Annotated in this window: 11 protein-coding genes; 2 read left to right on the forward strand and 9 right to left on the reverse strand. The window is 70.3% G+C overall.

Annotation, left to right across the window (positions count from 1 at the left end):
• Positions 1-6 precede the first annotated feature (6 nt).
• The 8 genes from ACSJDX_RS05535 to ACSJDX_RS05570 form a co-directional block, all read right to left on the reverse strand.
• Positions 7-1,176 carry an ROK family transcriptional regulator gene (locus ACSJDX_RS05535; protein ID WP_438354563.1) on the reverse strand — a complete coding sequence of 390 codons (1,170 nt, stop codon included), beginning with the start codon at positions 1,174-1,176 and terminating at the stop codon, positions 7-9.
• Positions 1,173-2,066 (reverse strand): ABC transporter ATP-binding protein, encoded by an 894-nt coding sequence (locus tag ACSJDX_RS05540; protein ID WP_438354564.1) that lies wholly within the window; start codon positions 2,064-2,066, stop codon positions 1,173-1,175. The genes ACSJDX_RS05535 and ACSJDX_RS05540 overlap by 4 nt, the downstream gene beginning before the upstream one ends.
• Positions 2,063-2,950 (reverse strand): ABC transporter ATP-binding protein, encoded by an 888-nt coding sequence (locus tag ACSJDX_RS05545; RefSeq protein ID WP_438354565.1) that lies wholly within the window; start codon positions 2,948-2,950, stop codon positions 2,063-2,065. Before ACSJDX_RS05545 ends, ACSJDX_RS05540 begins: the two co-directional genes overlap by 4 nt.
• Positions 2,947-3,963 carry an ABC transporter permease gene (locus ACSJDX_RS05550; RefSeq protein WP_438354566.1) on the reverse strand — a complete coding sequence of 339 codons (1,017 nt, stop codon included), beginning with the start codon at positions 3,961-3,963 and terminating at the stop codon, positions 2,947-2,949. Before ACSJDX_RS05550 ends, ACSJDX_RS05545 begins: the two co-directional genes overlap by 4 nt.
• On the reverse strand, positions 3,956-4,960 hold the full coding sequence (locus tag ACSJDX_RS05555; RefSeq protein WP_438354567.1) for an ABC transporter permease: 1,005 nt from the start codon (positions 4,958-4,960) through the stop codon (positions 3,956-3,958). Before ACSJDX_RS05555 ends, ACSJDX_RS05550 begins: the two co-directional genes overlap by 8 nt.
• Positions 4,961-5,009: 49 nt before the next feature.
• Entirely contained in the window at positions 5,010-6,671 is a 1,662-nt protein-coding gene (locus ACSJDX_RS05560) for an ABC transporter substrate-binding protein (protein ID WP_438354568.1), read from the reverse strand.
• A 207-nt stretch (positions 6,672-6,878) separates the two neighbouring features.
• Positions 6,879-8,042 (reverse strand): acyl-CoA dehydrogenase family protein, encoded by a 1,164-nt coding sequence (locus ACSJDX_RS05565; protein WP_438354941.1) that lies wholly within the window; start codon positions 8,040-8,042, stop codon positions 6,879-6,881.
• Between the two features lie 183 nt (positions 8,043-8,225).
• Positions 8,226-9,278, reverse strand: a complete 1,053-nt coding sequence (locus ACSJDX_RS05570; protein WP_438354569.1) for a M15 family metallopeptidase — start codon at positions 9,276-9,278, stop codon at positions 8,226-8,228.
• Positions 9,279-9,466: 188 nt separating this feature from the next.
• Here ACSJDX_RS05570 and ACSJDX_RS05575 point away from each other — a divergent pair, with 188 nt between their 5' ends.
• Positions 9,467-10,939 carry an Rv2578c family radical SAM protein gene (locus tag ACSJDX_RS05575; protein WP_438354942.1) on the forward strand — a complete coding sequence of 491 codons (1,473 nt, stop codon included), beginning with the start codon at positions 9,467-9,469 and terminating at the stop codon, positions 10,937-10,939.
• A gap of 103 nt (positions 10,940-11,042) precedes the next feature.
• Here the strand turns inward: ACSJDX_RS05575 and ACSJDX_RS05580 are convergent, their stop codons facing one another.
• A complete protein-coding gene (locus tag ACSJDX_RS05580; RefSeq protein ID WP_438354570.1) occupies positions 11,043-13,121 on the reverse strand; it encodes a DEAD/DEAH box helicase in 2,079 nt (692 codons plus the stop codon).
• A 328-nt stretch (positions 13,122-13,449) separates the two neighbouring features.
• Between ACSJDX_RS05580 and ACSJDX_RS05585 the strand changes: the two genes are divergently transcribed.
• A complete protein-coding gene (locus tag ACSJDX_RS05585; protein ID WP_438354571.1) occupies positions 13,450-14,040 on the forward strand; it encodes an antibiotic biosynthesis monooxygenase in 591 nt (196 codons plus the stop codon).
• Positions 14,041-14,042 lie beyond the last annotated feature (2 nt).

The following is a 14,042-nucleotide window of genomic DNA, read 5'->3' on the forward strand; positions in this document are numbered from 1 at the left end:
GGGGCGTCAGATCGCGATCGACGTCTCGAGACGGTCGCGGAGATGGGCGACGAGCAGCTGCCGCGCGCCGAGGAGGATGGACTGGTCGCCCGTGGCGCTGGCGCGCACCGCCACGTGCGGGCGGGATGCGCGCAGGTCCACGCGGGGGTACAGCCCCTCGTCCACCCGTCGCTGGATGAGGGCCGCCAGCCGCTCACCTCCGGCCACGCCGGTCGGGCCGCCGAGCACGATCGCCGCCGGGTCGAACAGCGAGACGACCGGAGCGAGAAGCAGGCCGACCCGCTCGGCGATGCGCTCCCACGCGCCGTCGTCGGCGCCGCGCAGCGCCTCGACGAGCGGGAGGTGAGGCGCGCCGAGCAGCGCCGCGACCGCGGGCCCCCCGAGGAGGTCGGTGAAATCGACAGCCGCGGGATCGAGCGCGGCGGCGGAGCGCGGCACCTCTAGGTAGCCGATCTCGCCCGCGCTGCCGGCGGCGCCGCGCTGGATGCGGCCGTCGATGTCGAGCCCGACGCCGAGACCGTCGCCGAGCCAGAGGTAGGTGAACCCGGAGGCATCCGTCATCGCTCCCCGCGCCCGCTCGGCGACGGCCGCGAGGTTGACGTCGTTGTCGAGGATGACGATCATCCCGGTGGCCGCCTCGATGCGGCCGCGCGCCCCGGACTGCGGCCAGCCGGGCAGCGTGTCGGTGAAGGAGAGCTCGTCGGCGGCGACGTCCACGGCCGCCTGCACGCCGATCGCCACGACGCTCACCGAGCTGCGGTCGACGCCCGCCGCACGGCAGGCCGCGTCGATCGCGGCGTTCACGTCGGTCTCGGGCGACCGCGCGGCATCCGTCACCGGCAGCACCACGACGGGACGGTCGGAGTCGACCGGATCGGTCAGCACCGCCTCGATGGTGTCGGCCAGGATGCTCACCGCGACGCCTGTCACGACGTCGCGGCGCACGCCGTAGACGACGGCGTTCGGCCCGCGGGTGGCGGCGACCTCGCCCATCGGCTCGATGATCCCGGCGCGTTCGAGGCGCGCGATCATCTGCCCCGCGGTGGGCTTGGAGAGCCCCGACAGGGCGCCGAGCCGCGATCTGCTCAGGGGGCCGTGCTCGAGCAGGAGCCGCAGCGCCGTGCGGTCGTTGTGCGCGCGCAGCCAGGTGGGCGTGCCGGGGTCGACGGTGGTCATGATGCGGGGGTCCTCTGTCCTGCGCCGGCGCTCGCGCGACGGACCTCGTCGCGCAGCGCACCGAGTCGCTCGGGGTCGGCGGCGGCCTGCCGCAGCGATCGCGTGTACTCGTGACGCGCATTCAGGATCACATCATCCGAAGCGCCGCGTTCGACGATGTCGCCGCGATACATCACGAGGATCTCGTCGGAGAAGTGCCGGGCGGTGGCGAGGTCGTGCGTGATGTAGAGCACGCCGAGGCCCTGCTCGCGCTGCAGATCGGCGAGCAGGTTGAGCACGCCCAGGCGGATCGAGACGTCGAGCATCGAGACCGGCTCGTCGGCGACGATGAACCGCGCCCCGGGCGCGAGTGCGCGGGCGATCGCCACGCGCTGCCGCTGCCCCCCCGACAGCTCGTGCGGGCGGCGGTCCGCGAATGTCGCCGCGGGGGTGAGGCGCACCCGCTCGAGCAGCTGCAGGGCACGGGCGCGCACCTCGGCACCGGAGAGCTGCGGGTGGTGGATGCGGATCGGCCGCTCGATGTGGTGGCGGATCGTGTGGAACGGGTTGAGGGAGGCGAACGGGTCCTGGAACACCATCTGCACCTCGCGGCGGTACGCCTCCAGCGCCCGTCCGCGGGTGGCGGAGGGCACCCCGTCGAGGAGGATGGATCCGGACGACGGATGCTCCAGCTTGGCGATCATGCGGGCGATCGTCGATTTCCCCGAGCCGCTCTCGCCCACGAGCGCGATCGTCCTCCCGCGCTCGAGGGTGAAGGAGACGTCCTTCACCGCGTGGAGGGTCGACGCCCGCAGCCCGGAGCGGAGCCGGAAGTCCTTGACGAGGTTGCGGGCCTCGAGGGTGCCCGTCGCGGCCGCGCGCGCCGCGGCATCCGTTCCCGTGCCGGTCATGCCTCGCCCTCCTCGGTCGTCGGATCGGTGCGGTCGCCGCGGCCGCGGATGAACGCGCCGCGGGCGCCGGTGAGACTCGGGAAGCTCGCGAGCAGCTGCTTCGTGTAGTCCTCGGCGGGACGGCGGTAGATGTCCTCGGCGGTGCCCTGCTCGATGATGCGCCCCGCCCGCATCACGGCGATGCGGTCGCTGATCTCGATGAGGAGCGGGAGGTCGTGGGTGATGAAGATGACCGCGAAGCCCAGCTCCTCGCGCAGGCGCATGATCTCGCGGATGATGCCCCGCTGCACGACGACGTCGAGCGCCGTCGTCGGCTCGTCCATGATCATCACCTGCGGGTCGAGGGCGAGCGCCATCGCGATCATCACCCGCTGTCGCATGCCGCCGGACAGCTGGTGCGGGTAGCTCGACAGTCGTGCCGGGTCGACGCCGACCAGGCGCAGCAGCTCGGCGCTGCGCGCCTCGCGTGCCGCCTTCTTCATTCCGCGGCGGTGGGTGAGGAACACGTCGTGCAACTGCGCGCGCACGTTCATCACCGGGTTGAGCGAGTTCATCGACCCCTGGAACACCATCGACACCTTGTCCCAGCGGTAACGGCGCAGACCCTCGCCGGAGAGGCTCACGACGTCGATGTCCTGCCCGGACGCGTCGGAGAAGACGACTTCGCCGTCGGTCATCACCGCGGGCGCCTTCAGGAGACGGTTCATGCCGTACGCGAGGGTGGTCTTTCCGCATCCGGATTCACCGGCCAGCCCCAGGATCTCGCCGCGGTGGAGCGTCAGCGACACCTCGGTCACCGCATGCACCGGCGGGTCGACCTCGTAGCGGATCGACACGTTCCGCGCGGTGAGCACGGGCACGCCGTTCGTCTCGGGAGCGGTCATGCGAACGCACCTCCGTCGGCGACGCCCTCGCCGCGCCTCGTGGCCTTCCGCTGCCGGCGCGCCGCCTGGGGGGCGAGCCGCAGCTTCGGGTTCACGACCTCGTCGATCGCGAAGTTGATCAGCGACAGCCCCATGCCGAGCAGGGCGATCACCGCGCCGGGCGGCACGAACCACCACCACGCCCCGGTGCCCACGGCCTGGCCGGTCTGGGCGTCGTTGAGCATCGTGCCCAGCGTGATGGAGCCGGTCGGTCCGAGTCCCAGGTACGACAGCCCGGCCTCGCCGAGCACCGCGAAGATGATGCCGAAGATGAACTGCGCGGCGATCAGCGGCACGAGGTTGGGCAAGACCTCGACGAAGATCACCCGCCATGGCTTCTCACCTGCCACGCGCGCCGCCGACACGTACTCGCGGGTGCGCAGCGACCGCGCCTGCGCGCGCAGCACGACCGCGGAGCCCGCCCACCCGGTGACGCCGAGGATGATCGCGACGAGGAAGGAGCTGCGCGCGAGCGGTCCGAGGCCCTCGGTGTTCTGCACGTAGGCCGCGATCACCATCACGAGCGGCAGCCCGGGGATGACCAGCATGATGTTCGTGATCAGCATCAGGATCTCGTCGAGCACGCCGCCGAAGTACCCGGCGAGGATGCCGAAGACGATCGCGAGGAGGAGCGCGACGAGCCCTCCGACGAGTCCGACGAAGAGCGATCCGGCGGTGCCGTGAGCGAGCTGGGCGAAGACGTCGTAGCCGAGCTTCGTGGTGCCCAGCCAATGATCGGCGCTCGGCGGCAGCAGGGCGTCGTTGCCGGAGTCGCGCGGATCCTGCGCGATGAGCGGGCCGAAGACGGCGAACAGGCAGATCAGGCCGACGACCACGACGCCCCAGATGAGCTTCGCGTCCCAGCGCGGGAGGAGGTGACGGATGCCGGCGAGCCGCGCCGTCGCGATCGTCGCCGTCGAGTCGGGAGCGGGTGCGGCGACGGCGCCGCCCACTCCGGTGATCGGGTCAGCCATCGTGCCTCACTCGGGGATCGATCAGTCCGTAGAGCAGATCCATGACGAAGTTCGCGGCGAGCACCGTGAGGGTGATGACGAGGAAGACGCCCTGCATGAGCGCGTAATCCAGGCCCTGCACCGCCTGGATCATGAGCTTGCCGATGCCGGGATAGCTGAACACCTGCTCCATCACGATCGATCCGGCCACGACAAAGCCGAGCGCGATGCCGAAGCCGGCCAGGCTCGGGATCGCCGCGTTGCGCGCGGCGTACCGGTTGCGGATGCGCCAGGGGGTGAGCCCCTTCGCCTCGGCGGTGACGACGTAGTCCTCCGACATCGTCGACACCATCATGTTGCGCATCCCGAGGAGCCAGCCGCCGACCGACGACAGCACGATCGTGATCGCGGGGAGGATCGCGTGCTGCACGGCGCTGACGAAGAACTCGGCGCTGAACTCGGGGCCGGCCGGGAAGTCGAACACGTCGTAGCCGCCGACGATGGGCAGCAGTCCCAGCTGCACGGAGAACACCGCGACGAGCACGAGGGCGAGCCAGAAGTAGGGGATCGACTGCAGCACGGTCGTCGCGGGGACCAGGTGGTCGAGGACGGTTCCCCGCTTCCACCCCACCCAGGCACCGGCGACGAGTCCGATCACGAACGACAGCACCGTCGCGGTGCCCACGAGCACGACGGTCCACGGAAGCGCGCCGGCGATGAGTTCGCCGACCGACGCCGGATAGCGGGTGGACGAGATGCCCAGGTCGCCCTGCAGCAGTCGTCCCCAGTACGCGAGGTACTGGTCCCACAGCGACGTGCCCTTCTCGGCGCCGAGGATCGAGGTGATCGAGCGCACCGTCTCCTCCGACAGCGGGCGCCCGCCGTTGGCTCGGCGGAGCTTGCCCAGCATGATCGCCGCCGGGTCTCCCGGCAGCATCCGCGGAAGGAGGAAGTTGAGCGAGACCGCCGCCCACAGCGTCACGATGTAGAACGTGATGCGTCGCGCGTAGAAGTTCACGCGGTCCCCTCCTCTCGCCGATCAGGACACGTCGCCATGAGTCGGTCTGCTACTGCCCGGCGGGCTTCAGGTGCGCCAGCACGATCGCCGACGCGGTCGACAGATACGGCAGCGGGTTGGCGTACATGTCCGACGAGGTGGGCCAGCCCGAGAACTTCTTCTCGTTGAAGAACGCCTGCGACGCGTTGAGCACGACGGGGATGTAGGGCAGGTCCTGCGCGATCCGCGTCTGGATCGTCGCGTAGGCGGCCTGCTTGGCCGCCGTGTCCTCGGTGGCGGCGGCCGTCGCGATGGCGGCATCGACCTCCGGGTTGCTGTAGCGCGCGTAGTTCTGACCGGTCACGGGGCTCTCGCCGACGGGCACCGCGTGGGTGCCTCCGAAGTACTGGTCGTAGTTCGTGAACGGATCGGCCACGAGCGACTGGGTCAGTCCGTACAGGGCGAGCTGGAAGTCGCCGTTCGAGATCGGCGTCCAGTACTCCGCGTCCGAGACGGTGCGGGCGTTGATCCGGATGCCGGCTGCCGCCGCCTGCTCGCTGATGAGCTTGGCGGTGTCGTTGTAGTCGGTCCAGCCGTCGGGCGAGAAGAGGTCGAGCTCGATCGCCGCGCCGTCCTTGCCGTAGAAGCCGTCCGCCCCCTTCGTGTACCCGGCGGCCTCGAGGATCTTCTGGGCCGCGGCGACCTCGGGCTTCTGGGGGCTCTCGCCGTTGGCGGTGTCCGCCAGCCACTGCTGGTCGCGCGGCAGCAGCACGAACGCAGGGTTGCTCGGTGCGACGAGCCCCGCGAACGCCTTCTCGGCGATCGTCGAACGGTCGAGCACGAGGTTGATCGCCTGCCGCACCGCGGGATCGGTCTGCGCCCCGGCGCACCCCAGCGCCGCGCTCGCGCACGTCACGATGGTGGTCGGATCCTGCTGATTGTTCATGGTGCCGATCTCACCCGACGCGGTGACCGGACCCGGATTGGCGATGAACTGGCCGACCCAGTCGATCTTCCCGGTGGTCAGCAGATCCTGGGCGGACTGGTTGGAGTCGAGGCCGATGTACTGCACCTCGGCGATGGCTGGTGCCCCGTCACGGAAGTTCGCGTTCGCCTCGACGGAGTAGGCGGCATCCGAGAAGCTCTTCACCTTGTAGGGGCCCGAGCCCACGGGCTGCTCGTTCGTCTCGGCCATGTAGTCGCTGATCGACGACCAGATGTGCTTCGGGATGATCCAGGTCGAGCCGAGCAGGAGCGGCGCGGAGGTGAACTGCGGCTCCGTGTAGGTGAACACGACCGTGGTGTCGTCGGTGGCGGTGGCCGAGACGAGCTTGTCGCTCTTGTTCGCGCCGTAGCCGAACGTGAACACGACGTCGTCGGCGGTGAGCGGCTCTCCGTCGTTCCATTTCTGGCCGGGCTTGAGCTTCACGGTGAGCGTCATCCCGTCGGGGCTGAACTCGTACGACTCGCCGATGAGTCCCGAGGGCGGATCGCTGGAGAGCTGGTTGAAGAAGAAGAGCGGCTCGTAGATCGCGCCGAACGTGGCGTGGACGGCGGTGTCCACGGCGAAGGGATTGAAGTTGTGGTTGATGGGGGTGGCGCTGCCGGCCCACACACGCAGCACCTCGGACTTCGGTGACGACGAAGACGGGGCGCAGCCGGCGAGGGCGAGGGACAGGGCGATGGCACCCACCGCGACCGCGGCCACGGCTCTGCGGGGAACTCGTCTCATGATTGCGGCGTTCCTTTCCTGAAGAGGGACGCACCGGACGACGTTGCTCCGCTGCGTTGCGGTTCAGGTTATAGGAAAGACAGTTACCGGTAATAGTCTTTTTTGTTACGGTCATGTCACGGACCCCGCCGTGAGCCGGAAACGGCGGATGCCGCGACCGCGGCCCTGCGAAGGGGCCGGGGTCGCGGCATCCGCGCGTCGAGTCCGCTACTTCTTGCCGACGATCTGGCGGCTCACGATGTCGCGCATGATCTCGTTCGTGCCGCCGTAGATGCGGTGCACGCGGGCGTCGAGGAACGCGCGGGCGATCGGGTACTCGGTGATGTAGCCGTAGCCGCCGTGCAGCTGCACGCCCGTGTCGAGCAGCTCCCACTCGCGATCGGTCGACCAGAACTTGACCTTCGCGGCCTCTTCGGCCGTGAGCTTCTGATCCTTGTAGAGCATCATCGCTCGGTCGTTGTAGGCCCACATCACGTCGACGGTCGTGGCCATGTCGGCGAGCTTGAAGCGGGTGTTCTGGAAGTCGGCGATCGGCTGCCCGAACGCCTCGCGGCTGAGCACGTAGTCGCGCGTCCACACGAACGCGGCCTCGCCGGCGGCGGCCGCGGCGACGCCGATCGACAGGCGCTCGAGCGGCAGGTTCATCATGAGCTGGATGAAGCCGAGACCCTCCTTGCCGCCGATCAGGTTCTCCTCGGGCACGAACACGTCGGTGAAGGACAGCTCGGCGGTGTCCCACCCGTGGAAGCCCATCTTCTCGAGCTTCTTGCCGTGGTCGAAGCCCTCCATGCCGTCTTCGAGGATCAGCAGGCTGAAAGCATCCGCCTTGTTGCCCTCGCCCGTCTTGACGAACGTGACCACGATGTCGGCGGTCTTGCCCGACGAGATGAACGTCTTGGCGCCGTTGACGAGGTAGCCGCCGTCGACCTTCTTGGCGGTGGTCTTGATGCCGCGCAGGTCGGAGCCGGCGCCCGGCTCGGTCATCGCGAGGGCGCCGAGGATCTCGCCGGTGGCCATCCCCGGCAGCCACTTCTCCTTCTGCTCCTGCGTGCCCATGTGCACGATGTAGGGCACCGCGAGGTCGTCCTGGATGCCGAGGGCGCCCGCGAGCGAGCCCTGCCCGGCGCCGATCACCTCTTCCAGCACGATCGAGCGGAAGCGGTAGTCCTGCAGCATCCCGGCGCCGCCGAACTCCTCCGGCACCGACAGCCCGATGATGCCGGCCTCACCGGCGGCGCGCATGGTCTCGCGGTCGATCTCGCCGTCGCGGTCCCACTGCTTGCGCTTCTCCTCCGTGGCGTACCGCTTGATGAACTCCTTCACGACGTCGCGGAACGCGTCGTGGTCCTCGTCGTAGATCGCCCGATCCATGGCCGGTCCTTCCTCTCCGCGCAGCGCGGAGGCGTCGATGGGCGCGACCCTGATCGGCCGCTTCGCCTGCGGCGATTGTAGGCCGCTCGGCCGACGGTGCACACGGCGGCTGTGGGATCGCATCCCATGAATCCTGGAACCGAGTGCCGGACGTTGGAGGATGCCTCCAGCCGAGGCATCCGCTCAGTACGTCGGCGCCGCGGGCAGGCCGAAGAACTCCTCGAGCGTGTGCCAGCCCTCGTCGTGGTAGGCCGCGGCGAGGTCGGTGCCGATGTAGCGGAGGTGCCACGCCTCGGGGATGTACCCCGTCGTGGGGGTGCGGCCCGGCTCGTAGCGCACGATCCAGCCGAAGCGCCACGCGTTGGCCGCGACCCACGCGCCCTGCGGAGAGGCCGCGAGGTCGTCCATCGTGCCGCATCCGCGCGAGGTGCACGGCACCACGTCGGCGGCGAGTCCGGACTGGTGCTCGCTGTACCCCGGACGGGCGACGGATGCCTCGACCTCGGGTCCGCCCGCGCCGAAGTTGCGCTTCTGCGTGGCGTAGGAGCGGTAGCCGCTCTCCATCGCGATCGTCCCGGCCCCCTCGGCGACGGCGGCCTGCCCGAGCGCCGCAAGGGCGGTCGCGGCATCCGCTCTCAGCTGCTCCCCCGCGAGGCTGCGCACCGGGTCGGGGAGCCGGAGCGCCGCGGGGGCGTAGTCGGTCGGGGTGTAGGGCCGGAGCTTGTTGACGACGGTCCAGATGCGACCCGGATCGCCGAGGCTCAGGCACGCCGTGGTGCCGGCGGTCACGAGCGTGCGGAACGACTCCACGCCGCCCACCGCGGCGATCACGGCGGCGTCGTCGCCCGCGGCGAGCGCGGTCGCGACCGGCGCGGCGGCGCACGCGTCGGCCGGAGCATCGGGTCCGATCATCGTGGGCGCGGGGATCGCCTGTGCGGGGGCTGCGGCCGCCTGCGGCGGCGCGGCGAGGGCTGCGTCTCCGGATGCCGGGGCCCCGGCGAGCGCGCCGGCCGTCACCGCCGTGGTGACGGCCGTGGCGGATCCGAGCACCAGGACGGCCGCGACGAGTCCCGTGACGAGGAGGCGGCCGCGGTTGCGGCGGGTCGACGGCGGGTCGAGGAGAGGCGCGTCGGTGTCGCGCGGCGGCGCTGTGCGGGTGGCTGCGACGACGGGCACGACGATGCGGCGGGTGCGCGTCGTCGAGAGGGTCGTACGGTGCGGCTCGGGATCCGTCACCCGTCCATTGTGAACCGCCTCCCGGAGCGACGCCATGCGACGCGGCGAGGGCGCGGCATCCGATGTCGCCTGCGTGTTCTCATGTAGGGTCGCGTCGCTTGACGTGCAGTCGTATCTATGTTCGACTGAGGGATATGCGATGGCGAGGTCAGGAGCTGGGTGTGGCGGATGCCTCCGCCCTGCCGGGAATGGAGAACCTCGACGGCCTCGTGCGCTCGGTGACCACCCCCGACTTCGCCGGCATCACCTTCCACGAGGTCATGGCCAAGAGCGCGCTCAACCACGTTCCGGGATCGTCGGCGATGCCGTTCGACTGGACCGTGAACCCCTATCGCGGCTGTAGCCATGCCTGCGTGTACTGCCTTCACCCCGACACCGCCGTGCTGATGGCCGACGGGACGAGTCGTCCGATCTCGGCCGTCGCACCCGGCGACGTGGTCGTCGGCACGGTGCGTGAGGGCTCCTATCGGCGGTATGTGCCCTCGACCGTTTCGGCAGCGTGGCGAACCCGCAAGCGTGCGCACCGCGTGACCCTCGCCGACGGGACGATGATCGTCGCGAGCGGGGACCACCGATTCCTCACCGATCGCGGCTGGAAGCACGTCCGCCCCGCCGAGCGCGGCCAACGCCCCCACCTGACGGTGGACGACACGCTGATCGCCGGCGGTGTCGTCGGATCATCTCGAACCGAGCCGTGTCTGTCATCGGACGCCGCGCTGCACGTCGTGTCGATCGAAGATCTCGACGAGACCATCGAAATGGTCGACATCACCACGTCCACGGGCGACTTCATCGCCAACGGTGTCATCAGCCACAACTGCTTCGCCCGCGGAACGCACGAGGACCTCGACCTCGATGCGGGACGCGACTTCGATTCCCAGCTCGTGGTGAAGATCAACGTCGCCGACGTGCTGGCCAAGGAGCTGCGCCGCGGATCGTGGACGCGCGAGCCGGTCATGCTGGGCACCAACACCGACCCGTACCAGCGCGCGGAAGGGCGCTACAGGCTCATGCCGGGGATCGCCTCAGCCCTGGCCGAATCGGGCACGCCGTTCTCGATCCTCACGAAGGGGAGCCTGCTGCGGCGCGATCTGCCGCTGCTGGCGGATGCCGCGCGGTCGGTGCCGGTCTCGATCGCGATGTCGATCGCGGTGTTCGACGATGCGCTGCAGCAGCGGATCGAACCGGGGACTCCGAGCGCCGAAGCACGCCTGGCGACGGTGCGCGCGGCGACCGAGGCGGGGTTCCGCGTGACGGTGTTCCTGATGCCGATCCTGCCGCACCTCACCGACTCGGTCGCGGCGATCGACGACGCGCTCGCGCGCATCAAGGCGGCCGGAGCCGTTCGGGTCGTGTACGGCGCGCTGCACCTGCGCCCGGGAGCCAAGCAGTGGTTCCTGCAGTGGCTCGAGCGCGAGCATCCCGAACTCGTGTCGTCGTACCGCGGGCTGTACCCGGGTGCGTCGGCGTACGCGCCCAAGCCCTACCGATCGTGGCTGGCCAAGCGGGTGCACCCGCTGCTGCGCGTGCACCGGCTCGACGGCTGGGACGAGGAGGCCGCCCCGCGGCGCTCCGCCACACCCGGGCTCGCCGCCCGCCAGGCGACGATCGTCACCACCTCTCGAGGGCGCGCGAGCGCCGGCGAGACGATGCTGTTCTGATCCCCATCGGGGCCGAGAGGCGGAGATCGGACGAGAAGCGGTGCCGGATTCGGCATCCGAGCCGCTTTCGATCCGATCCCCGCGCGTCGGCCGGGGCGGGAGATCAGCGGGTGAGGTCGGCGTCGGTCGGCAGGTTGCCGGCGAGCTCCTCGATGATGTCGTCGCCGGGGCGGGCCTCGTCGAAGGGCGCCTCGATCTCGGCATGGTCGAGCATCTCGGTCATCTTGCGACGGCGCTGGCGCGTGATCAGGGTGACCACGGTGCCCGACGCGCCGGCGCGGCCGGTGCGGCCCGAGCGGTGCAGGTACGTCTTGTACTCGTCCGGCGGGTCGGCCTGGACCACGAGATCGATGTCGTCGACATGGATGCCTCGGGCCGCGACATCCGTCGCCACGAGCACGTTCACCCGACCCGACGTCATGCGCTCGAGGTTGCGCGAGCGCTTCACCTGGTTGAGGTCGCCGTGAAGGGCGACGGCCGGGATGCCCGAGTCGGCGAACTGCTCGGCGAGCATCTCGGCGTAGGCGCGGGTGCGGGCGAAGACGAGCGTCTTGCCCTCTCGGTCGACCAGACGGTCGAGGATCGCGGCCTTGTCGCGGTGGTCGATCACGAGCACGCGGTGGTCGATCGTGCCGGTCTCCTGCGTCTCGCCGGCGACCTCGTAGACGGCGGGCTCGACGAGGAACTCGTCGACCACGGCCGCGACCTCGCGGTCGAGGGTGGCCGAGAAGAGGAGCTTCTGGCTGCCCTCCGCGGTGTGACGGAGGATGCGCTGCACGGGCTCGAGGAATCCGAGCTCGCTCATGTGGTCGGCCTCGTCGATGACGGCGACGCGGACCTCGCGCAGGTCGAGCTTGCGCTGGGTGATGAGGTCTTCGATGCGGCCCGGCGTGCCGATGACGATGTCGACGCCCTTGCGGAGCGCGCCGATCTGACGACCGGCGGGGACACCGCCGTAGATCTGCGTCGTGAACAGGCCCACGCTGCGGGCGATGGGCTGGATCGTGCGGTCGATCTGCAGGGCGAGCTCGCGCGTGGGAGCGAGGATCAGCGCGCGCGGGTTGCGGCCGAACTCACGGCGCTGGCCGGCCTGGGACTTCAGGATCCGCTCCACCAGCGGGGCGCCGAACGCGATCGTCTTGCCGGAGCCGGTGCGGCCGCGGGCGAGCACGTCGCGGCCGGCGAGCACCTCGGGGATCGTCGCCGCCTGGATCGGGAACGGCGTCGGGGCGCCGAGGTCGACGAGGGTCTGGGCGATGTTCAGGCCCAGACCGAGGTCGGCCCAGCTGGTCTCGCGGACGTCTTCGGCCTGGACGGCCTCGGCCTGCAGGCGCTCGTGCACGACGTCGACGTGGTCGCGGTGCGCGGTCTTCTGCGCGGGCGTGGCGTTCCAATCCGCGCGGTTGCCCGCGGGACGGCGGTCGCGGTCGTCGCGGCGCGGGCGGTCGTCGAACGAACGGGCAGGACGGTCGCCGTACGACCGCGCAGTACGGTCATCGCGCTGCGGACGGTCGCTGTGCGAACGGGCAGGACGGTCATCCCGACGGGGACGGTCGTCGAACGAACGGGCAGGACGATCATCCCGACGGGGACGGTCATCGAACGAACGGGACGGACGATCATTCCGGGCTCCCCGGTCATCCCGACGCGGACGATCGTCGAACGAACGGGCAGGACGGTCATCACGACGTGGACGGTCATCGAACGAACGAGCCGGACGGTCGTCGCGCTGCGGACGGTCATCGAACGAACGCGCGGGGCGGTCGCTGAAAGACCGCGCCGGACGATCGTCGCGGGCGCTGCGGTCGTCGCGACGGGGACGATCGTCGAAGGAGCGCGCCGGACGGTCATCACGGCGCGGACGGTCGTCGAACGAACGCGCGGGGCGGTCGCCGAACGAACGCGCGGGACGGTCATCCCGACGCGGACGGTCGTCGGACGGCCGTGCAGCCCGGTCGCGGATCGTGCGCGACTCGTCGCGGCCGGCGCGCTGCGTGGAGGTCCAGCGCCCCTTCGCCGGCGCACCTTCCTCCGCCGGGCGATGTCCGCGGTGGCCGGGGCTTCGGCTCCCCGCCTGCGCACCTCCGCGCGTGCGGTCGTGGAACGAGGTCTTCTTCTCGCCGTAGCGCGGCTCGAAGTTGGGTCGGCCGCTGGACGGCTTCTTCTTCTTGGGATTGACCATGATGTCTTCCTGGGTTGTCTCGATGCGAGAACAGTGCTCCGCACCCGCGCACGACGCAGGGAGGGCTTCTTCAGGCAGAAGCAGGGAGCGACCCGGACTCTGTCGGCCGGGGGACCGTTCGAATGGATGGTCGTCGGGGCGGATCCGCCCCCACCATCGGCCCCCTTGGACTCACAAACCCATCCGCGATCCATCCGCGGTGTCCAGAGCCGACACTCCAGCCTACCGCGCGCACCACGCGCGCTCCTGAGAACCTGCCCGGCCACGGCATCCGCCCGCCCGTCCGCCCGTGCACTCCGGAGCGCCCGACGTCGGGTGGAATAGAGGCATGTCCGATTCCCCGATCACCGTCGCGATCGAGCGACGCATCGACCCCGCGCGCGCATCCGTGGCCACGAGCTGGATGCAGGCGGGCACCGATCTCGCGGCGACCTTCGACGGTTTCCTCGGGTCCGGCTGGGTGCGCGCGGGCGAGGCGAGCGACCTCTGGTACATGCTCTACCGGTTCCGCGACATCGCGACGCTCGAGGCGTGGGAGCAGTCCGAGCAGCGCACGTGGTGGCTCGAGTCGGGCCGTCCGTTCGCCTCGGAGGTGCGGGTCGAGCGGCGCACCGGCATCGAGGGATGGTTCGACGCCTCGTTCGGGACACGGATGGACACGCCGGATGCCGCGGCCACCGGCCCGATCGTGCAGCCCATCCCCGCCGCCCCGCCGCGCTGGAAGCAGGCGGTGACGATCTGGCTCGGTTTCTTCCCGGTGAATCTCCTCGCCTCGTGGCTGCTCGGCTTCGTGCCGGGCGTCGCGGACTGGCCGCTCGTGACGCGGGTGCTGCTGACGACGGTGCTGCTGACGCCGGTGATGACCTATCTGGTCCTACCCTGGGTGACGCGGCTGCTGCGGCCGTGGCTGCAGAGGTGAGC

This window comes from Microbacterium fluminis (assembly GCF_051549805.1).
Taxonomy (GTDB): Bacteria; Actinomycetota; Actinomycetes; order Actinomycetales; family Microbacteriaceae; genus Microbacterium.